Here is a 19,079-nt window from a genome sequence, read left to right on the forward strand (position 1 = left end):
TATTTTACGTCCCCCTTAAGGTCTTCGCCTAACCCCGCATCGATCCCCTTGAACGACCGCCAACGGCAGGCGTCACAAAAGGGGCTGACTATGCGTATTTCCGGATTTCTGCATTCTACTCTTCTCGCCAGCGCTGCGCTGACCACGCTGGCGGTGTACCAATGTGCTGCGGCCCAAACCGACGTGGCGGTGCCTTTTCATCAGTCCAGCCAGCCAATGGCCGATGCGCTGCGCGAGGCCGCCGCTGCATCCGAGATGGAGATATTCTTCGTACCTGCCGATGTCGCCGGGCTTACGGCGCCGTCGCTCCAGGGACAATTCACGCCGCAGGTCGCCGTCGATCGATTGCTGGCCGGAACCGGATTGCATGCACGCATTACGGACGGGACTATCTTCATTCGGGGGCGAGACGCGGCGGCGGATGCCCTCGCCTCGGGTGAAGCGGCGAACGCGATCGTCGTCACGGGATCCCGGCTGAAGGGTGTTACGTCGCCATCGCCTACGATCGTGCTTGATCAGGAAGACATGCGCAACGCCGGGCAAACCAATCTCGGCGACGTCGTCCGGGGCATCCCACAGAGTTTCGGCGGCGGCCAGAATGTGGGTGTCGGACTGAATGTCCCCTCGGCCAGCGGCGTCAATGTCGGCTCGGGATCAAGCATAAATCTGCGCGGCCTGGGATCGGATGCAACCCTGACGCTGCTGAACGGTCATCGGCTGGCCTATAATGTGTCGCGGCAAAGCGTCGATGTGTCCGCGATTCCCATGCTGGCCGTCGATCGGCTTGAGATCGTGGCGGACGGTGCGTCCGCGATCTACGGATCTGATGCTGTCGCCGGCGTTGCCAACATCATCTTGAAACGCGACTTCGACGGCGTCAGCACCAGCGCCCGGCTGGGGATGTCGACCGATGGTGGCAACGAGCAGCAGCAATATGGCGTTATCGTCGGGGAAAAATGGGGCAGCGGCGGGGCGTTCATAGCCTATGATTTCGAACGCGACACGGCGATCGAGGCGCGCCAGCGCAGCTATACCGCCAGCTATGGCGCGCAATCCCTCTTTCCCGCTGTGAAACGGCATAACCTGATCATGAGTGGCCATCAGGCACTGACCGCTGACCTCACATTTTCGCTCGATGCGCTCTACAACCACCGCACCAGCCTCTACAATTATCCGCTGAACCCGACCGGTGACTATCGCCAATTGGGAACATTGCTGTTTCCGCGCAACACTTCCTTCGCTGTGGCGCCTTCGCTGGACTGGTCGGTCGGCCACGGCTGGTCCCTCTCCCTTGCTGGCATGTACGGCAAGGACAAGACGCACTATGATTCCGACACCTACATCGGCGGATCCCTCTTTTCATCGGTCCGCGCCTGCTATTGCAACGATGCCCAGTCGATCGAACTGAATGCCAGCGGGCCATTGATGCAGTTGCCCGGTGGCGAGGCCAAACTCGCCGTCGGCGGCGGCTATCGACGCAATGGATTTATTGCCTATCGGACAACCGGCTCGCCGCAGAACATCAATGTGTCCCAGGACAGCTATTACGGTTTTGCAGAACTGAACCTGCCGCTTGTATCGCGGATGATGGGCGTTCGCTTCGTCGATCAACTGACGTTCAGCGGCGCGATCCGCTATGAGGATTATCCGGGCATCGACAAGATCGCCACGCCCAAGCTCGGCCTGATCTACGCACCGACGCCCGATTTCTCATTGAAGGGATCCTGGGGGAAATCGTTCAAGGCGCCTACCATGTTCCAGCAATATTCCGGAAAATTCGTATCGGTCACCGCCGTGCGCAACGTGGGTGGATCGGGCTATCCGGCGAACGCAACCGCGCTGTTGGTGACCGGGGGGAACCCCGATCTCAAGCCCGAGCGCGCCACGAGCTGGACAGCGACGCTCGATCTCCACCCACGAGCGGTCCTAGGCCTGCAGATCGAACTGAGCTATTTCGACATTGCCTATCGCGATCGCATCGTCGCACCCATCACCTACAGCAGTCAGTCGCTGAGCAATCCCATCTATGCGGATTTGATCAATGTCTCGCCGTCCGAGGCTGACAAGGCGTCCGCTCTGGCAAATACCGAGTCGATCAATTATCTGACCGGCGCCTACAATCCGGCGACCGTTGTCGCCATTGTGGACAATCGCAACGCCAATGCTACGCGGCAGAATATCAAGGGCGTGGATCTGTCCGTTCGCTACGCGCTCGCCCTTGGCGGCGGGCAACGACTGACATTGAGTGCCAACGGCAGCTATCTCCATAGCACGCAAAAGCTCAGTGCCAGCCAGCCGCTCGTGGCTCTGGCAGGCACGATCTTCAATCCGCCCCATTATCGGGGTCGCGGTGCCGTCACCTGGACCAACGGCGCCACATCCTTGTCGACGACCCTGAGCTATATGGGATCGACGGAAGACCTTCGCTTCACGCCTGTCACCCGATCCGGCGAGATGACGACGATCGACCTTACGGCGCGGCATCATATAGGCGAGGCGGGTCTGCTATCGAACATGGATGTGGGGCTGACCCTTCTCAATATCCTCAATGAGAAGCCGGGGGTCGTGCGCCGCTCGCAAGTCTACGATCTGCCCTATGACTCAACCAACAATTCAGCGATCGGCCGCTTCGTCAGCCTTTCGATTACGAAGCATTGGTGATCGTCATGACATTGGCATGGATGAACTATCGCGCACGGTTGTTGATCGGGGGCATCGGCCTGTTCTTGGGCAGTGTCTGCGGGCCGCCAGCCATGGCATCGGAATGTGCGGATTTGCTACCCGGTCTGCGTCAGGACGTCGCGCGCGCGGTAACGGCGGGCGATATCGCGAATTTGCGGGACATAGGGCCAATCGGCGGCATGCCCGCAGGACAGAGTCCGCTTGCCCTGTCACCCGATGGGCGGTCGATCGCCTTCATCCTGACCCGGGCACATCCTGAGACCAACAGCTATTGCCAGGGCCTCGTGGTGGTCGATCTTCGGCCGGACAGCGTCGCCCGGCTCGTCGATCAAGGTGGAGAATTGATCCGGGTTACCTTCCAGAGCGAGCAGCGCGGACTTCTGACCGATACGGGTATCGCCGCGATCAACCAGCCGCGCTGGTCGCCCGATGGCTCCCAGATTGCCTATCTGCGCAAGGATCGGGGCAGGACGCAGGCATGGCGCGCGAGTTTACATGGCAAAAGCGGCACGCAGGTGTCCCATTCCCCCGTCGATGTCGAGGCCGTCGCCTGGTCGGATGACGGGAAGGCGCTCATATATGCCAACCGGCCATCACTGATCGAAGAAAATGCTAAGCTCGATCGGGAAAGCCTGACGGGCTACCTTTTCGACGATCGGGCGATGCCCATTTATGGTGACCGACCGATGATACGGGGGCCATTGCCCCTTCATTATGCCGCTGCAGACATTTCTTCGACGTTCTCATCGGATCGCTCCGCGACGCAAGCCGAGCGGACCGCGCTCGACAGGATCGGTCCGGGCATGCTGCTGGGACGTCCTTTGGCCATCACAGGGCCTTCTGGCGAGGAAGGATGGGTGAAGGCGGAATTGCCCGATCGTTATCTCAGTCCCATCCGCTTGTGGGGCAAGGACCGGCAGGGACGTGAATGGCAGTGTCAGCACAGCAGCTGTTCCGATGGCATCATCGGCATGTGGTGGTCGGCCAAACATGGTGCTGTCCGGTACCTGCGCCGCGACGGCTATGGCGGCAGTCGCCTGACATTCTATCTATGGACGCCAGGACGCGACGCTCCTCGAAAGATGTGGGGCACTGATGGCCTGCTGACGGGCTGCCTCCCTTTGGAGGATCATCTGATCTGCGCCCAGGAAGGATCGACCCAGCCCCGGCGCATCGTGGCGCTGGATGCCGATACCGGCCGATCATCGGTTATCTTCGATCCCAACCCGGAATTCCGGCATCTGCAGATGGGAAAGGTCCAGCGCCTTTACTGGAAGAATCCGTTGGGCTTTGAGACCTTCGGCGATCTTGTTCTGCCCGACAATTACCCCGTCGGCGCAAAACTGCCGATGATCGTCGTCCAATATCGAACACGCGGTTTCCTGCGCGGCAGTATCGGTGACGAATATCCCATCCATGCCTTTGCCGCGCAGGGCTTCGCCGTCCTGAGCGTCGAAAGCCCGCCATTCTTCGCTACCAGTCTAAAGCAAGGCAACTGGCGGACGTGGAAGGATGCCGAATCAGAAAATGTGAAAGGATGGCGGGAACGGCACAATGTGGCATCGTCCATCGTCACAGGAGTCGAGACGGCCATGGCGACAGGCGTGATCGATCCGAAGAGGATCGGCCTGACCGGCCTGAGCGATGGCTCGACCACCGCTTGGTATCTGCTCATCAATACCGATCTGTTCGCCGCAACCTCCGTCAGCACCTGTTGCGCCGACCCCAAGACGGACCTGATCATGGGTGGACCGGCCTGGGAAAAGGAACGGCGGCGTTTCGGTTACCCCGCGCCAACCAACGATAATCCAGCCTTTTGGCAACCCATCTCGCCCGCCATGAATGCCGCCAGGATCAAGGGACCCGTCCTGATGCAACTGGCCAGCGATGAATATTTACGCGCGCTCGAGGCCTATACTGCCTTCCGGGAGATCGGCCCGCCGGTCGAGATGTTCCTCTTTCCGGGCGATCACCACATCAAGTGGCAACCGGCTCACCGCATGGCCATCTATGCGCGCAATATCGACTGGTTCAATTTCTGGTTGCGTGATGCGGTCGACCCAGCACCGGAGAAGGCGGCACAATATGACCGGTGGCGGCGGCTGAAATCGCAACGTCGTCCATAATGGGATGGATTCATCATTGGCGCGCTGCCCATGATTGCGCCCATGCTTCGGCATCGACCAGGCGCATCAGCCGCCAGAAATCGCCGTTCCGAGTATGATGCGACCGATCGATGCTCTGCTCGATTGCGCCCATATCCAGAAGGCCCGCCTGTGCCAGAAGACCTTCCCGTAGCATGGTCGCAATGGTCTTCCGATGGGCTTCGAACAGGGTCGCTACGAAGCTGTCGGGCGTGCCTTTTGACAATCTCGCGATAAGCGGCGGGGGCAAGACATCTTCGAACGCCTTACGGGCGACGTTGCGATTGCGGCCGTCGCGGCACCAGAGCCAGGATGGAATTTTCAGGCAAAGTTCCACGATTGGCTGCGACAGCAGGGGCGAGATGACGGGCCTATTGAAAGCACGTTCGCTGTCGAGATGGTTCTGGATGCGCAAAAGCAGGGCGATGTGGCTCGCCGTTCCCGGCAGAGCACCATCAGGCGCGTCCAGCCAATCGTGCCTGCAGGCTGCAGTCGCTTCCTGCGTGGCAAAAGACGACAGAAAGCTCAGGTCCGGCTTCCAGACATAATGGGCTGCCTTTTGCCGACGCTTCCGCCAACCGCTTCTGGCGACAGACCAGATATCTGCATGGGCGAGCGCGCTCATGTCCATGATCGCCCGCAAGGTTCCACGACCGATGCCCTCGACCAGCATCTGATCGGCGATCGGCGCCCCGGATTGCAGATAGCAGAAGACATTGTCACCACCGCCGCCGTTGAAGAAGACATCTGCTCCGACCTCGTCTGCAAGCCCTATCCCCAGCGCGTCGCCTGCCTGGGCGAAGGATCGGACCGAGGGGCGTGGAAAGCGGGCGGCACCTGAGCGATGCAGGTCAACGAGGCCCACTTCCAGCATTCTTTCGAACAATGGCTGCCCGAGCTGATTGGTGAGTTGCCGGGCATAATCCCGCTCGTCTCCCGACGGATCGGCGGTCACCAGCGTCATATGGCTTGCGCGAACATCCTGGGGCATGGCCGCCGCAACGACGGAGGAATCGAGTCCCCCCGACAGATAGAGGAGGACATGCGCGAATGGCTGCGTCCACGCCTGGACGCAGTCCATGATGGTCTCGCGCAGCAGGCGGACGGCCTCAACCTCATCGCGGATGAGCGACAGGCGACCGGTGTGCTGCCACGGTGACCAAAAAGCCGCAATATCTTGCGAGCCCGTCTCGGCAACCCGTATATGCGAGCCCCCGGGCAGTTCGGTCAGGCCTTCGATACAGGTCTGCGCCGGACGCATTTGATCGGCGATCAGGAACCGCGTGAGTGCCCGCCAATCAATATTGGTCCCGACAAGACCCGCCTCGACAAGCAAAGCCGGCTCGGACGCAAACGCAATAATTCCTTTATGCAGCACATGATAACAGGGCACCATGCCGGAGGGATCGCGGGCGATCTCGATCGCCATATCGTCCGGGCTCTGCCGGATGGTGACATAAGCCCCCCAGTTCGATGACCCGCGACTGGTCGGCGGTGCTTGGGAGATGACCACGACCTGGCGGCTGCGACCGCCAACCTTTTCGAACATATAGCCCAGAATGATCCCGGCGCGGTCGTCCGCCATGACAAACGGGCCGCCGGGTTCAACCAACACGACCGCGCGGCCGAATGCGGCGACCTTTGTAAAGCCCGTCACGGCAATGACGCGATTCACCACGGTGTCGATGCTTTCGAGGAGATCGCCTGGAAAGACGAGCGCGATGTAGCGGAGCGCCATTACAGGACCAGTATCGGCTTGAAATGCCGCACATGATCGACACGATCGTCGAGAATGAGATCGTCTTGCTCGACCCAGCTATGCGCCGAGAAGGGATGCAACTGCACACCAAAGACCAGCCTCGCATCATGGCCTCGCTGCTGCGCGTGGCGGTAGAGGGCCAGTGCCCGGATGAGGCAATGATCGACTGGGAGATAGTAGCGACGCGACGATTCATAGGCAGCGCACAGGCGCCGCATGTCGGCCGCGGACGATCCAGGGACAACAGGCAGTGGCGTTGCTTCCCTAAGCCGACGCAGGGTCGTCGGCAAACCCTGCCGCTTTAATGTGCGACGCATAGCCGCCAAACGGACAATAATCTCAGGAATCTGGGCCGCCATGCGTGAGGGGCCATCCTCTTCGTCGAATATGCTGCGCCCGGCTGGTACATGCTGGCAGGGTGTAAGGGGCATAGCGCCTTCACCGTGGCCAGTGATTCCCGCAGCGCGCAGCGGCGCTATCTCCTGTTCCGTAATGCCCACATTGGAGGACTTCAGGAGCTTTTGAAGACTGTCGCGCGCAGGCCCTGTCAGACTGAAATAGCGATCCGCCTCATAATCCATGAAGATGAGGTGATGCTGGATTTCACAGAATGTCAGTCCGGGGCGAAGCGACAAGGCCATGAGACGCCTTTCCGATAACCGGTGCGCGGGAGCACCGCGCACCGGCAGTGGTGTCAGTCGTCGGAAAGGCCGACCGGGTTCTGCAGCCCGATCTCGTCACCCTGGCCAAGGCCCGGGCCCTTCGTCTCGACGCTGATTGCGCCAAGGTCGATCATATCGTCGTTGCGACGTTCGACAGTCTTTTCCATCACACGTTCCTCTTCGATAGACCGCGATCCATTTCGCGGCACCGACAAGGATGTGCCCGGCGATCGATTATAAGAATTTTATAATCCGATTATAATCGCGACCGACCTTCGATCCCCACGCATAATGGACCTCCGGGCGAATGCTAACAGGGAGAATGCAGCCTATTTCCGACGCGGGACGTGACCGTGCTGTGAGACATGAGTTGGGATCATGCGCCGCCGTCTTTAGCAAAGCCTGGACATTCACGACAGCGACCCGGTCACGCCCGCTCTGCCGGCGGCATTGATCCAAATCTATCCCGACATTTCTGCAATCGCAAATTCTGCCATCTGTAGGAGGTGCCGCGAGGGTTCGTTTTTCCCCCATTTCTGGGGATTTTCAGCATGAGTGAACCGCGAAACATTGGGTTTGTCTGAAGAACCAATGCGGCGAGGGTTGGAGCATGATCGAAATCCGTCACCTCCATTATGTCATAGCGACGGCGGAGCTTGGGAGTTTTAGCCAAGCGGCCGAGTCGCTGCGCATCAAACAATCTACGTTGAGCCAACGGATCCGTCATCTCGAGCAGCGGCTTGGCACCGACCTGTTCGAGCGCTCGACCCGCGGCGCCCGACTGACACGCGCGGGAGACCATTTTATATCGGGCGCGCGCCAGCTTGTGGCTGATCTCGACAGCCTTCATCGCGATACCATCATCTTTGGACAAGGGCGCCGCGGTGCGCTGAAGCTGGGCCTTTCAGGCGCAGTACCCAGCAGCGCGGTCCAGTCTCTCATGCTGGAATTCAGCAAACGCCATGCAGACATCCAGCTATCTGCTGCGGTCTGTGACAGACAAGCGCTTGTGCGCGACTTCGAGCGCGGCCAACTCGACGCCATCATCGTTGCAGGCCATCTGGCCCCGCCGGGCGCGGCCTATCACGCTATTGGCAGCAGCCGGCTTTTTGCCGTCATGGTCCGCGACAACCCTCTGGCATTGCGTGCGCCGCTCTTCTGGTCGGATCTGCGCGACCTTACCCTTCTACTTGCGGACAGCGCGCGCGGGGACGATCTGCTCTCCCAAGTTGCGGGACGTCTTAACATGGCCCAATCGCAGGCTGGTCTGGATCGCGCGGCGATCGTCCGTAGCCCGCTGAATTTGAATGGGCTCTACCAGCTGATTGATGCAGGCTGTTTTACCATCGTGCAGGAGAGCGCGTTCGCTCGCTTGCCCCCGCATCTGGTCGTCTTGCCCCTCCACGAGCCCCATGGCCATGCGCGCATCGATTTTGGCCTCTGCTGGCGCGAAGATGCTAGCAATCCTGCGCTTGCCCCTTTGCTTCGGACCATCATTACGGCTGCCGAGAAGCCTTACCGCTGCGATGCCTTGCAAAGGCGCGGTCCCCCGCCATGAACCGTTCCAACATGGGGCCGATGAGGCGTTCGGGAGAAACCTGCGCTTCACCCGTTTCAGTGGCCAACGCCGCAGCATAGCGCACAAGGTCGCGATGGACATTGGCAGGCAATTCCAGACTGATCTTGACGGGCTTGTCGTCCGCCAGCGATCCCAGGCGCAGCTTGGCCATCACCGATTGCCCAGAGGGGGAAGGACAAGGTCGCGCGTGATCATGACGCGCAGCGGATGGCCCGGCCGGATGGTCAAGGTCGGAGCTATCGCTACCTGACGCTGTATGATCTGTTGCCCGGCCTGATTGAAGCTGTCCTGCGACCCGCGGCGCAGCGCCCGGATGATGTCATTATCGCTATCGGCCGCCAATTCCGTGCCAAGGCCCAAAAGAGTAGAGATCATGGCAGCGCGCGCAACGCCACCCCAGTGATTGTTTACGCTGTCCTGCAAGCCCGAAAAGCCGCTGGCATCGGCGGCAGGTTGACGCTCGAGCATCATCGAGCGCCCGTCTGGCATGATGAGGCGCGTCCATGCCATCAGAAGCCGCGACTGACCGGCATCGATTTGCGAATCATACTCCCCGATCAACCTTGCGCCCTGTGGAATGAGCAGGATGCGCCCCGTCGGGCTGTCATAGACATTCTGCGTGACCTGGGCGCTGATCTGACCGGGCAGGTCGGATCGGATGCCAGTGATCAAGGCGGCGGGTATGATGCTGCCGGCCTGCAGGATGTTGGCGGACGCCACGGGTTCGACGGTAGATGAGGCGAGCGAGCGCGTGTCCATGGTGCCCGTCATGAAAGCACGTTTGGCCGCGCTACCCGATGCCGTCATTGCCGATGGGGCGACAAGGTCCGGCCCGAACGCTGGCGCGGTGGTCGGCGCTCCCGTGGCGACATGCTCCGGCGCGCTGCCCGTCGATTCGGCGCTCCCCTGTCCTATAAACAACTGGCTTGCCTGCGCAGCGTCCCGTTCCTGACGCGCCTTTTGCCGTGCTGCGACGGCCGGATCTATGGCGTGGCGATCGGATGGATAGCCTTGCCCGGAAACTTGGTTGTCGTTGCCGCCCTGTTGTGCAGCAAGGATCGGCCGTCCCAGGTCACCCGGCAGTGGCGGTCCCAATTGCGGAACCTGGCTATAGTCCTTGGGCACTGATCCCAGCCCGTCGGCCTTTGCCCGGCCCTCGGTCGCGTAGACTTCCTGGCCGACCGGTTTCTCCGGCGGCTGTAGCGCATAGATGAGAGCGCCCCCGATGCTCAAACCTGCAAACACGCCTACCCCGGCCAATGTCTTGCGCGACAGGCGCATTACCGTCGGCGCATCGCCTCCCAACTTGAACGGGGCCGCCGACGATGGCGCGGGCGAACTATCCTGATCGTTACGGCCGCTCATGGTCGGGTTCTCCTCCCGCTTGCGATCCGTGTCAGACGCACCCGCTGCGCCGTCTTCTTGTCCCCCATGCGCAACTCGGCTGCGCTGAAGAGTCGGTCGATGATGATGAAACGGTCCTGCACCCGATAATTGACGAGCTCGGCATTGCCGCCGCTTCCCAGGATGAAGACGGGCGGCATTTCGCCCTGCGCGACGCTTGCGGGAAACTCGATGAAGACCTGGCTACCGTCGTCGAATGCGCGCAGCGGTCGCCAGCTCGGCTTGTCCCCATCGATCGCGTAGCCGAAATCGAGCGAAGCGATGTTGATGCCAGCGGCGATCGGCGCCTTTGCGGCGATAGCGGCGTTGCTCCGTCGCAGCGCAATCAATTCATCCTGTGGGTAGGACCAGGATACCGACGCCATATAGGTGGTCGGGGTAGCGCGCAGTTCGAGATGATAGGTCCGCCGATCGGTGTTGATCACCAGGTTGGTCAGGAGATCGGGCCGGGTCGGCTTTGCCAGGATATGGACGCGTTGCGTCTCACCCGCACCGCTGAGCGTATCGCCGATAATCCATCGTACGGTATCGCCCGCAGCGACGGGCCCCGCGCCGACGAGCGTTTCTCCGGGCTGAAGGGCGATGTCCGTCACCTGTCCGGGTGCCGTGTAGACCTGATAAAGAGCGCCTTCCGCCCAGGGATATTGCTGCATGGCGTTGATGAAACCATTGCGCGCGGGCTCTATGCGGGCTGCGGCATTGGCAGCGACGATCCGGGTTTTGGGATCGGCAAGCCCCGGGGCGGGGGCTATGGGCGGCACCGGCTTGAGTTGCCCCGGCAACGGTAGCGGCTTGGCAACAGTCACGATCTCGACCTGTTTCTCAGGTTCCGCAATGCGCACTGCAGGCGTCTGCGTTGCCCCATGCAGGGCTGGGCGCGTCGCTGCGCAGGCCGTGGTCGTGTTTACGGAAATCAGCAAAGCCGCAATTGCGGCCCCGGAACGATGAACGTGCATCATTGGGAAAGCTCCTTCGACCAGTTGATGGCGTTGACGAACAGACCGAGCGGGTTCTTGCGCAGGGCATCGGGCGCGGAGGGTGGCTGGATCACGACCGTCACGATGGCCGACCACCGGCTTGTCTCAACCAGTGCCCCATCCTGGTATCGCCGCTCGGTCCAGGAAACGCGAAAGCTGCTGTCCGACGACCGGATCACGCTCGATATGTCGACCGCAACCTGCGTCTTGCCGACAAGCGCGAACGGGTCATTCGCCCGCGCATAATCATTGAGGACCATCGCGCCGCGATCCGTGGTGAAGTCATAGGCGCGCAGCCATGCCTGGCGCAGGACGATCGGATCGGCCGGGATGCTGCGAACCTCCTCGACGAAGCGCGCAAGATGGAAGGCGATCTGCGGATCGGTCGGACGGTATCCCGCATCGGCGGGGCCGACGGCCTGTGCTTCGCCGAACTTATCCACCTGCACGACCCAGGGCACGATCGAGCCGCGCGCCGATTGCCAGATCAAGCCGGCGGCAAGACCACCAGACAGCATCAGCGTGCCGAAAAAGGCGAGACGCCAATTGCGCGCCTGGACGCGCGCCGAGCCGATGCGATCGTCCCAAGCCTGGGCAGCACGCTGGTAAGGCGTGACCGGCTCCGGGGTCTGGCCGTACCGGATGGATGGTCGTTTGAACATGGTCAGTCCCTTCCGCTCAGATCGATTGAAGCGCCGCCACCACCGCTGTCGCCACCGCGCAATGTGTGGGCGGCGGTCGAAACCCCGTGGGCGATCGTCTGCCGCTGGCGCATTGCCGTCGCCCATTTTGGCGGCCCGGACGCAGCTTCAGCGCCACCACTGTTCGTCGATGCGCCCGATTTTCCGGCGTTGAAGCTTTGCTTCATTGCATCGGCAGCGCGGCGGAGTGGGGACGTGGCGGCAGAGCCGGCCGCTCTTCCCAACGCACCGATCCCGCCCGCGACGGCGTCTCCCCCGCTCTTGCCCGCTGCACCGGCGCTATAGGTGGCGCTGGTCGATCCGGCCGCACGGGCGGCGGCGCTCGATGCGCTCGCTACGGCCCCCCCGACAGCGCCTGCCGCGAGCCGGGCACCTGCGGCCCCGCCGGCCAGGGTGGCGCCGGCTGCAATCGCCGTACCCGCCGCTGCGCCTGCACCAAGCTGCGGGCCTCCGGTGACGATGCCATTGGCGATGCCGGGGCCGAATATGCCCAGACCAAGCAAGGACAATGAGGCGAGCGCGATCGACATGGCCTGTTCCGCAGTCGGCGCTGTTCCACCCAGCGCATTGATGAACTGGTCGAACAGTTCCGTGCCGATGCCGGTGATGACGGCGAGAACCAGGATCTTGATGCCGCTCGATACGATATGGCCAAGCACCCGCTCCGCCATGAATGCCGTCCGCCCAAAAAAGGCGAAGGGCAGCAGGACGAACCCGGCCAGCGTCACCAGCTTGAACTCGATCAGCGTGATGAACAGCTGTACGGCAAGAATGAAGAAGGCGAGGATCACGATCATCCAGGCCAACAGCAGCACGGCAATCTGGACGAAATTGGCGAAAAACGAGGTGAATCCCATCATCTCGGACGCGGACGTGAGAAGCGGTTCGCCTGCATCTAGCCCAACCGCGGCAACGCTACCCGGCTTCATGAACTCGGCGAGGCTGATGCCGGTGCCGCTCGCCTTAAGGCCCAGCCCGGCAAAGGACTGGAACAGGATTTGCGAGAGCGAGGAGAAGTTGCCGATGATGAACGCGAAAAAGCCGATATAGAGCGTCTTCTTGACCAGGCGTTGCAGGACATCCTCGTCGGCACCCCATGCCCAAAACAGCCCGGCAAGTGTCACGTCGATTGCGATCAGCGTGGTCGAGAGAAACCCGACCTCCCCGCCAAGAAGGCCAAAACCGGAATCGATATAGGCCGTGAAGGTCGCGAGGAACCCGTCGATGACACCGACATCATTCATGTCCGGTAGGCTCCTGCCCATCTGATCGGGCGTTGCGGCCATCATCTGTGCCGAAGAAGCGGCGTCGCTCGGCTTCCCAGGCCGCTTCGCAGGTTGGATCCTCTGCCGTGACGTGCCGACAGCGAACAAGGGCGGCCGCGCGATTCTCGGTCGACACCGGCATCGGTTCAGTGGGCGTGCCTCGCTGCTGGTGCATGACCGTGAGCACTGCAACCGTCAGCATGCCACCGCCTGCGATGCCCGCCAGCGCCAGGCGTCCGCTCCGCATCCTATTCGCCCGACCGCGCCATGAAACGCTGGAATCGGACGCGGCCCTCCGCCTCCGCCGTGGCTGCGCGTGCCGCTTCGATCGTCTGGGCGCGCCCCTGCGCTGCGAGCATGGCGGTGATATCGGCCAGTTGCTGGGACTGGAGCGCGACAAGCTGGTTCCCGGCCTGGGCAGCTTGCAACGCGCCCGATGCCGACTGGCTGGCTGAAACAAGATCGTCCATCGAGGTCCGGGTGCCGTCGATGTTGCCGACCACCCCGGCCTGGACCTTTAACGCATCCTCGAACGCATCGACGCTGGTGGACCAACGGTCCTGGGCACCGGCGACCAGATCGGCGTCTGAACTCGACAGCGCTATATCGCCATATTTGGTGGAGAAGGCCTGCTCGATCTGGGTCACGTCATAGGCCAGGCGCTGTGCTTGCCCCAGCAGACGCTGGGTCTGCCGCACCTGCTGCTGGAGCGCCTGAAGGCTGCTGAACGGCAAACTCGTGAGGTTTTTCGTGTCGTTGAGAAGCGAGGCCGCCTCGTTCTGCAATGACCGGATCTGGTTGTTGATCTGCTGCAAGGCGCGTGCCGCCTGCAGCACGTTGGAGGCATAGTTGGTGGGGTCATAGACGACGAGCGCCTGCGCGGGCGTCATGGCCAATGCGAGCGCAACAGCGCAGAGGCCAAGCGGGCGAACGATGAAGCGCGATGTCATGAACTTTGCTCCTTTGGCTCTTGCGTGGAAAGCAGGTCTGCCGCCCAGTCGTGACCGCATGCGCGCAGCCAGGCCGCGGCGAACTCTTCGTCGCCCGGTTGGCTCAGTATGTGGTCGATCTTCAACTGGTCGGACTTGGAGGACACGGCGGTAAAGGCGAGCGCCACCTCCTTTAGCCCTAAGTCCATCAGGCGATTGCCGCGCCGTGACTGGACATAATAATCGCGCTTTGGCGTCGCCCGCGCCAATATCTCGATCTGCCGGGCATTGAGCCCGAACCGGGCATAGATGGCGCTGATCTGCGGTTCGGTCGCCCGCTCATTGGCCAGGAATATCCGGGTCGGGCAGCTTTCGATGATGGCTGGCGCAATGGCGCTGGTTTCAATGTCGGCCAGGCTCTGCGTCGCAAAGATCACGCTCGCATTCTTCTTGCGCAGCGTCTTGAGCCATTCGCGCAATTGCGCGGCAAAGGTCGGGCTGTCGAGTACCAGCCAGCCCTCATCGATGATGACGAGGCTGGGCGATCCATCGAGCCTGTTCTCGATCCGGTGGAAAAGATAGGCCAGCACCGGAGCGGCTGCGGCGCAGCCCACCAGTCCCTCGGTTTCGAATATCTGAACATGGGCATCGCCCAGTTGTTCTGCCTCGGCATCGAGCAGGCGACCCCAAGCCCCGCCCACGCAATAGGGCTGCAGCGCCTGTTTGAGGGCTTGGGATTGCAGCAGCACCGCAAGACCCGTCAGCGTCCGTTCGTCGGGCCTCGCGCTGGCGAGCGATCGGAGCGCCGCCCACAGATGGTCCTTGGCCTGGGGATCGAGCGTGATCCCCTCCGCCTCCAGGATCGAACCGACCCATTGCGCCGCCCATGCCTGTTCGACCGGATCATCGATCCTTGCTAGAGGCTGGAGCGATACCGCCGCATTCTCGGCGTGAAGCCCGGTCCCCAGATCCTGCCATTCACCGCCCATCGCCAGCGCCGCAGCACGCATGCTGGCGCCAAAGTCGAAGGCGAAGATCTGTGCGCCCGGATAGCGGCGAAACTGCATCGCCATCAGGGCGAGCAGAACCGATTTGCCCGCGCCTGTCGGCCCTACCACCAGTGTGTGCCCGACATCGCCAACATGCAGCGAGAAGCGGAAAGGCGTCGAGCCCTCGGTTTTGGCATGGAATAGCGGCGGGCCATTGAGATGCGCATCACCCGGCGGTCCGGACCAGACGGCCGACAGCGGCATCATATGCGCAAGGTTGAGCGTGCTGATCGGCGGCTGCCGGACATTGGCGTAGACATGGCCCGGCAGCGACCCGAGCCATGCCTCAACAGCGTTGAGCCCTTCGGTCGTGCAGGTGAAATCCCGGCCCTGGATCACCTTCTCGACCAGACGAAGCTTCTCGGCGGCGATTGCAGGGTTGGTGTCCCACACCGTCACTGTGGCGGTCACATAGGCCTGGCCGATCATGTCCGAGCCCAGTTCCTGCAAGGCCAGATCGGCGTCTGCAGCCTTGTTCGATGCGTCCGTGTCCAGCAGGGTCGAGGCTTCGTTAGTCATCACCTCCTTGAGAATGGCCGCGACCGACTTGCGCTTGGCGAACCATTGTCGCCGGATTTTGCCGAGCAACCGGGTGGCATCGGCCTTGTCGAGCATGATCGCCCGCGTCGACCAGCGATAGGGAAAGGCCAGACGATTGAGTTCGTCGAGCAGGCCAGGATAGGTTGAGGTCGGAAAGCCGGTGACGGTCAGGCTGCGCAGATAGCTATTGCCGAGGCGCGGTTCCAGGCCACCGACCAGCGGTTCGTCCGCCAGGAGCGCATCGAGGTGCATCGGCGTTTCAGGTACGCGCACGTCCTGACGCTTGGTCGAGATCGTCGAGTGAAGATAGGTGAGGGTCGCGCCATCGTCGAGCCAGGCGATTTCCGGCAGGAATCCTTCAAGCAGCTGGACGATCCGGTGTGAGCGGTCGATGAAACCAGCGAGCAGTTCGGCTCCGTTGGACGTCGTTGTCGAACGGCCCTCGTAAAGCCAGCGTTCGGCCCGTGCGCTGTCCTCCGCTGGCGGCATCCACAGCAGGGTGGCATAGTAGGCGCTGTCATAATGTGCGCCCTCTTCGTGAAATTGCTCGCGTCGTTCCCGGTCCAGCAGTCGCGAGGCCGGATCAGGAAAGACGTCGTCGGGATAGTCGTTCGCTGGCACCCGCTGCGCCTCGGTGAACAAGGCCCAGCCTGAGCCGAGCCGACGCAGCGCGCTATTCAGTCGCGCGGTCGTCGCCACCAGTTCAGCGGGCGTCGCGGAATCGAGGTCAGGTCCCCGGAAACGGGCAGTGCGCTGGAACGAGCCGTCCTTGTTGAGGACGACGCCCGGCGCGACCAGTGCGGCCCAAGGCAGGAAATCGCTCAGGCTGCTCGCGGTCGAGCGATATTCACGCAGCGACATCATGCCCGTAGCCAGGTCGGATAGCGAACATGCCGCCGGGCCACATCGACGAAGTTCGGATCGTGGCGGGCGGCCCATACGCCCAGCACATGACCGATGGCCCAAAGCACGAGGCCTGCGATCCACAGCCGTAACCCGAGGCCGACGGCGCCTGCCAGCGTCCCGTTGACGATTGCCAGCGCGCGCGGCGCGCCGCCCAGAAGGATCGGCTCGGTGAGGGACCGATGCACCGGCACGTCAAAGCCTGGAACCTGTCCAACCCTATCCATCAGACGAGCGCTCCCCCGCCGAACGAGAAGAAGGAGAGGAAGAAGCTCGTTGCGGCGAACGCAATACTCAGACCGAATACGATCTGGATGAGCTTGCGAGCGCCGCCCGATGTATCACCAAATGCCAGGGTCAGGCCGGTTACCGTGATGATCATCACGGCGATGATCTTGGCGACCGGCCCTTCGATCGATTCCAGGATGGACTGGAGCGGCGCTTCCCAGGGCATCGACGATCCGGCCGCATAAGCCGGAATCACGGACGCCATAGCGAAGATGCCAGCGAGCGCCAGATGACTGGCACTCCGGCGGATTGGCATGACAGGCTGGATCATCAAACGTCTCCTTGGCTTGTGAGGGAATATTCGCCCTTGGGATTGAGGCCATCGACGCGAACAAGTTCGGCCAGACGGCGGCCATGGCCGTCGCGCACAAGCACCGCGACGATGTCGATCGTCTCGGCGATCAGGGCGCGAGGAACCGTGACGACGGCTTCCTGGATGAGCTGTTCCATTCGCCGCAGTGCGCCCATGCCCGATCCCGCGTGGATGGTGCCGATCCCGCCCGGATGGCCCGTCCCCCAAGCTTTGATCAGGTCGAGGGCTTCGGCCCCACGCACCTCACCGATCGGAATGCGGTCGGGCCGCAGGCGCATGGCGGATCGCACGAGATCGGACAGCGTGGCGACGCCATCCTTGGTTCGCATCGCGATCAGGTTGGGAGATGTGCACTGGAGCTCGCGCGTATCTTCGATGAGGACGATCCTGTCGGTCGTCCTGGCGACCTCGGCCAGAAGCGCGTTGGTGAGCGTCGTCTTGCCGGTCCCTGTGCCACCGGCCACCAGGATGTTCTGGCGCGTGGCAACGGCTTGCGCCAATATGTCGGCTTGGCGCGCAGACATGATATTGGCGGCGACATAATCCGCGAGCGTGAACACAGCGACGGCGGGCTTGCGAATGGCGAATGTCGGCGTTTGGACGACGGGCGGAAGAAGCCCCTCGAACCGCTCGCCGGTATCGGGAAGTTCGGCCGACACGCGAGGCGCTCCGTCATGAACCTCCGCGCCGACATGATGTGCGACCAGACGGATGATGCGCTCGCCGTCGGCGGCCGACAGGCAGGCCCCGGTATCGCTGAGGCCTTCGCCCAGCCGATCAACCCAGATATGCCCGTCGGGATTGAGCATGATCTCGATGACGCACGCATCGTCGAGCCAGCCGATGATCGCCGAACCGAACGCTGTGCGGAGCATGCGCGAGCCGCGTGTCCTGGCTTCTGTACGGAGCGGATATATGCTCATGGATCGACCCTGCCGATTGCCGGACCGTTGGCGGTCCAGCTCAGGGGATGAACAAGAAAGCCACATTACCCATGCCCGCAACATCCAAATCGCTTCGGCGTAATGTGGCGTAGAAAGACAGGGAAACGGCGGTTATGCGGATGCCGTTCGACGAGGGGACGGCGTTTCGTCCCCTCGTCCAGACGTTACCAATATCGATGTCGCTGGAAGATTTCGGAAAAGGAGATCAGGCCGTCGAACAGCGCCCGGATCACAAGCGACGTTCTCTTGCGCACGCCATAGCGCTCGCGCGCGAACTTGAGATGCTGGATCACTGTTTCCTTGGAGATGCCCAATATGTCGGCAATCTCGCCGTCGGTATTTCCACGAGCAGCCCATAGAACGCAGTCGCGTTGACGTTCCGTGATCGCGGAATCCCCAGACAGTGTCGTGCGGCCCAGAAGGCGTTGCCCGCGTTCGAACGCGAGCCCGCCGATGAGTTGCGCCGTCCAGATCTGATCGCGAGGCAGCGGCTCGTCGGCTCGTGTGACGAATGTACAGGATCCACTGACTTCGCCAGGGATGTGCGAGGGGACGGTAAATCCTTCGCCCAGCCCGTGGGCTTGACCGGCAGCTAGAACGGCGCGATCGGCAGGCGTCAGCGTGAGAAATCGTGGAATGGTGAGCCAGGCAAAGCCCAGATGGGTCCGGTGGCTGGCCCGTCGGATCGGATCGCGCGGCCCCAGGTCCCTGTCCACATAATAGGCGGCCCAGCCACGTGGATAATTGTGGATTTGAAGAGGTTGATTTTGTGGCATCCTCAGATCGATGTGCTCAGCCAGCGCGAAATAGTCGAAACCCATTTCCCGCGCGATCCTCGCCAGGAATTCGTATAGCATGTGCATATCCGATGCCTCCGCTAACGCAGCAGCAAGGGCATCCAACCGTCGATAACGACCCATGATAGTAGCATAATCGACCG

General features: G+C 62.0%; 18 protein-coding genes. 3 read left to right on the forward strand and 15 right to left on the reverse strand.

The window, feature by feature from the left end:
- Positions 1 to 90: 90 nt before the first annotated feature.
- Positions 91 to 2,661 (forward strand): TonB-dependent receptor, encoded by a 2,571-nt coding sequence (locus WFR25_RS22500; protein WP_336973855.1) that lies wholly within the window; start codon positions 91 to 93, stop codon positions 2,659 to 2,661.
- A 5-nt stretch (positions 2,662 to 2,666) separates the two neighbouring features.
- Positions 2,667 to 4,808, forward strand: a complete 2,142-nt coding sequence (locus WFR25_RS22505; protein ID WP_336973858.1) for an Atxe2 family lasso peptide isopeptidase — start codon at positions 2,667 to 2,669, stop codon at positions 4,806 to 4,808.
- A gap of 13 nt (positions 4,809 to 4,821) precedes the next feature.
- On the opposite strand, the gene WFR25_RS22510 is transcribed toward WFR25_RS22505, so the two are convergent.
- Genes WFR25_RS22510 through WFR25_RS22520 form a run of 3 tightly spaced genes read right to left on the reverse strand, consistent with a single transcriptional unit; the run spans position 4,822 to position 7,414 of the window.
- Positions 4,822 to 6,564: an asparagine synthase-related protein gene (locus tag WFR25_RS22510; protein WP_336973859.1), complete on the reverse strand. Its 1,743-nt coding sequence runs from the start codon at positions 6,562 to 6,564 to the stop codon at positions 4,822 to 4,824.
- Positions 6,564 to 7,226 carry a lasso peptide biosynthesis B2 protein gene (locus WFR25_RS22515; RefSeq protein WP_336973861.1) on the reverse strand — a complete coding sequence of 221 codons (663 nt, stop codon included), beginning with the start codon at positions 7,224 to 7,226 and terminating at the stop codon, positions 6,564 to 6,566. The genes WFR25_RS22510 and WFR25_RS22515 overlap by 1 nt, the downstream gene beginning before the upstream one ends.
- Positions 7,227 to 7,279: 53 nt before the next feature.
- Positions 7,280 to 7,414 carry a benenodin family lasso peptide gene (locus tag WFR25_RS22520; protein WP_156106185.1) on the reverse strand — a complete coding sequence of 45 codons (135 nt, stop codon included), beginning with the start codon at positions 7,412 to 7,414 and terminating at the stop codon, positions 7,280 to 7,282.
- Between the two features lie 443 nt (positions 7,415 to 7,857).
- On the opposite strand from WFR25_RS22520, the gene WFR25_RS22525 reads away from it, so the two are divergent.
- Positions 7,858 to 8,805, forward strand: a complete 948-nt coding sequence (locus tag WFR25_RS22525) for a LysR family transcriptional regulator (protein ID WP_336973864.1) — start codon at positions 7,858 to 7,860, stop codon at positions 8,803 to 8,805.
- Here WFR25_RS22525 and WFR25_RS22530 read toward each other — a convergent pair.
- From WFR25_RS22530 to WFR25_RS22585, 12 genes are all read right to left on the reverse strand, one after another.
- Positions 8,744 to 8,977 carry a DUF2274 domain-containing protein gene (locus tag WFR25_RS22530; protein WP_336973865.1) on the reverse strand — a complete coding sequence of 78 codons (234 nt, stop codon included), beginning with the start codon at positions 8,975 to 8,977 and terminating at the stop codon, positions 8,744 to 8,746. The two genes, WFR25_RS22525 and WFR25_RS22530, sit on opposite strands and share 62 nt — an antisense overlap.
- Positions 8,977 to 10,191: a TraB/TrbI/VirB10 family type IV secretion system protein gene (locus tag WFR25_RS22535; RefSeq protein ID WP_336973868.1), complete on the reverse strand. Its 1,215-nt coding sequence runs from the start codon at positions 10,189 to 10,191 to the stop codon at positions 8,977 to 8,979. Before WFR25_RS22535 ends, WFR25_RS22530 begins: the two co-directional genes overlap by 1 nt.
- Positions 10,188 to 11,189 (reverse strand): P-type conjugative transfer protein TrbG, encoded by a 1,002-nt coding sequence (gene trbG, locus WFR25_RS22540; protein ID WP_336973869.1) that lies wholly within the window; start codon positions 11,187 to 11,189, stop codon positions 10,188 to 10,190. The genes WFR25_RS22535 and trbG overlap by 4 nt, the downstream gene beginning before the upstream one ends.
- Positions 11,186 to 11,869 carry a conjugal transfer protein TrbF gene (trbF, locus tag WFR25_RS22545; protein ID WP_336973871.1) on the reverse strand — a complete coding sequence of 228 codons (684 nt, stop codon included), beginning with the start codon at positions 11,867 to 11,869 and terminating at the stop codon, positions 11,186 to 11,188. Before trbF ends, trbG begins: the two co-directional genes overlap by 4 nt.
- 2 nt (positions 11,870 to 11,871) lie before the next feature.
- Positions 11,872 to 13,152, reverse strand: a complete 1,281-nt coding sequence (gene trbL / locus WFR25_RS22550; RefSeq protein WP_336973872.1) for a P-type conjugative transfer protein TrbL — start codon at positions 13,150 to 13,152, stop codon at positions 11,872 to 11,874.
- Complete coding sequence (gene trbK-alt, locus WFR25_RS22555; protein ID WP_336973873.1) at positions 13,145 to 13,420, reverse strand: putative entry exclusion protein TrbK-alt; 276 nt, start codon at positions 13,418 to 13,420, stop codon at positions 13,145 to 13,147. The genes trbL and trbK-alt overlap by 8 nt, the downstream gene beginning before the upstream one ends.
- 1 nt (position 13,421) lies before the next feature.
- Complete coding sequence (trbJ, locus tag WFR25_RS22560; RefSeq protein WP_336973876.1) at positions 13,422 to 14,123, reverse strand: P-type conjugative transfer protein TrbJ; 702 nt, start codon at positions 14,121 to 14,123, stop codon at positions 13,422 to 13,424.
- Complete coding sequence (gene trbE, locus WFR25_RS22565) at positions 14,120 to 16,555, reverse strand: conjugal transfer protein TrbE (protein WP_336973878.1); 2,436 nt, start codon at positions 16,553 to 16,555, stop codon at positions 14,120 to 14,122. Before trbE ends, trbJ begins: the two co-directional genes overlap by 4 nt.
- On the reverse strand, positions 16,552 to 16,821 hold the full coding sequence (locus WFR25_RS22570; RefSeq protein WP_336973881.1) for a VirB3 family type IV secretion system protein: 270 nt from the start codon (positions 16,819 to 16,821) through the stop codon (positions 16,552 to 16,554). Before WFR25_RS22570 ends, trbE begins: the two co-directional genes overlap by 4 nt.
- Positions 16,821 to 17,138, reverse strand: a complete 318-nt coding sequence (locus WFR25_RS22575) for a TrbC/VirB2 family type IV secretion system protein (RefSeq protein ID WP_419722956.1) — start codon at positions 17,136 to 17,138, stop codon at positions 16,821 to 16,823. Before WFR25_RS22575 ends, WFR25_RS22570 begins: the two co-directional genes overlap by 1 nt.
- Before the next feature lie 14 nt (positions 17,139 to 17,152).
- Positions 17,153 to 18,118, reverse strand: a complete 966-nt coding sequence (trbB, locus tag WFR25_RS22580) for a P-type conjugative transfer ATPase TrbB (protein WP_336973883.1) — start codon at positions 18,116 to 18,118, stop codon at positions 17,153 to 17,155.
- 185 nt (positions 18,119 to 18,303) lie between these two features.
- Complete coding sequence (locus WFR25_RS22585; RefSeq protein ID WP_336973885.1) at positions 18,304 to 19,059, reverse strand: helix-turn-helix transcriptional regulator; 756 nt, start codon at positions 19,057 to 19,059, stop codon at positions 18,304 to 18,306.
- Positions 19,060 to 19,079: the final 20 nt, after the last annotated feature.

The sequence above is a fragment of the Sphingobium aromaticiconvertens genome (assembly GCF_037154075.1).
GTDB classification, from domain to species: domain Bacteria; phylum Pseudomonadota; class Alphaproteobacteria; order Sphingomonadales; family Sphingomonadaceae; genus Sphingobium; species Sphingobium aromaticiconvertens.

Coding starts and splice junctions, on each gene's coding strand:
- WFR25_RS22515 (WP_336973861.1), bottom strand. CDS start 7,226: ATGGCCTTGTCGCTTCGCCCCGGACTGACATTCTGTGAAATCCAGCAT.
- trbE (WP_336973878.1), bottom strand. CDS start 16,555: ATGATGTCGCTGCGTGAATATCGCTCGACCGCGAGCAGCCTGAGCGAT.
- trbL (WP_336973872.1), bottom strand. CDS start 13,152: ATGAATGATGTCGGTGTCATCGACGGGTTCCTCGCGACCTTCACGGCC.
- WFR25_RS22575 (WP_419722956.1), bottom strand. CDS start 17,138: ATGCCAATCCGCCGGAGTGCCAGTCATCTGGCGCTCGCTGGCATCTTC.
- WFR25_RS22530 (WP_336973865.1), bottom strand. CDS start 8,977: ATGGCCAAGCTGCGCCTGGGATCGCTGGCGGACGACAAGCCCGTCAAG.
- WFR25_RS22505 (WP_336973858.1), top strand. CDS start 2,667: ATGACATTGGCATGGATGAACTATCGCGCACGGTTGTTGATCGGGGGC.
- WFR25_RS22570 (WP_336973881.1), bottom strand. CDS start 16,821: ATGGATAGGGTTGGACAGGTTCCAGGCTTTGACGTGCCGGTGCATCGG.
- trbG (WP_336973869.1), bottom strand. CDS start 11,189: ATGATGCACGTTCATCGTTCCGGGGCCGCAATTGCGGCTTTGCTGATT.
- WFR25_RS22500 (WP_336973855.1), top strand. CDS start 91: ATGCGTATTTCCGGATTTCTGCATTCTACTCTTCTCGCCAGCGCTGCG.
- WFR25_RS22520 (WP_156106185.1), bottom strand. CDS start 7,414: ATGGAAAAGACTGTCGAACGTCGCAACGACGATATGATCGACCTTGGC.
- trbK-alt (WP_336973873.1), bottom strand. CDS start 13,420: ATGCGGAGCGGACGCCTGGCGCTGGCGGGCATCGCAGGCGGTGGCATG.
- WFR25_RS22585 (WP_336973885.1), bottom strand. CDS start 19,059: ATGGGTCGTTATCGACGGTTGGATGCCCTTGCTGCTGCGTTAGCGGAG.
- WFR25_RS22535 (WP_336973868.1), bottom strand. CDS start 10,191: ATGAGCGGCCGTAACGATCAGGATAGTTCGCCCGCGCCATCGTCGGCG.
- WFR25_RS22525 (WP_336973864.1), top strand. CDS start 7,858: ATGATCGAAATCCGTCACCTCCATTATGTCATAGCGACGGCGGAGCTT.
- trbB (WP_336973883.1), bottom strand. CDS start 18,118: ATGAGCATATATCCGCTCCGTACAGAAGCCAGGACACGCGGCTCGCGC.
- trbF (WP_336973871.1), bottom strand. CDS start 11,869: ATGTTCAAACGACCATCCATCCGGTACGGCCAGACCCCGGAGCCGGTC.
- trbJ (WP_336973876.1), bottom strand. CDS start 14,123: ATGACATCGCGCTTCATCGTTCGCCCGCTTGGCCTCTGCGCTGTTGCG.
- WFR25_RS22510 (WP_336973859.1), bottom strand. CDS start 6,564: ATGGCGCTCCGCTACATCGCGCTCGTCTTTCCAGGCGATCTCCTCGAA.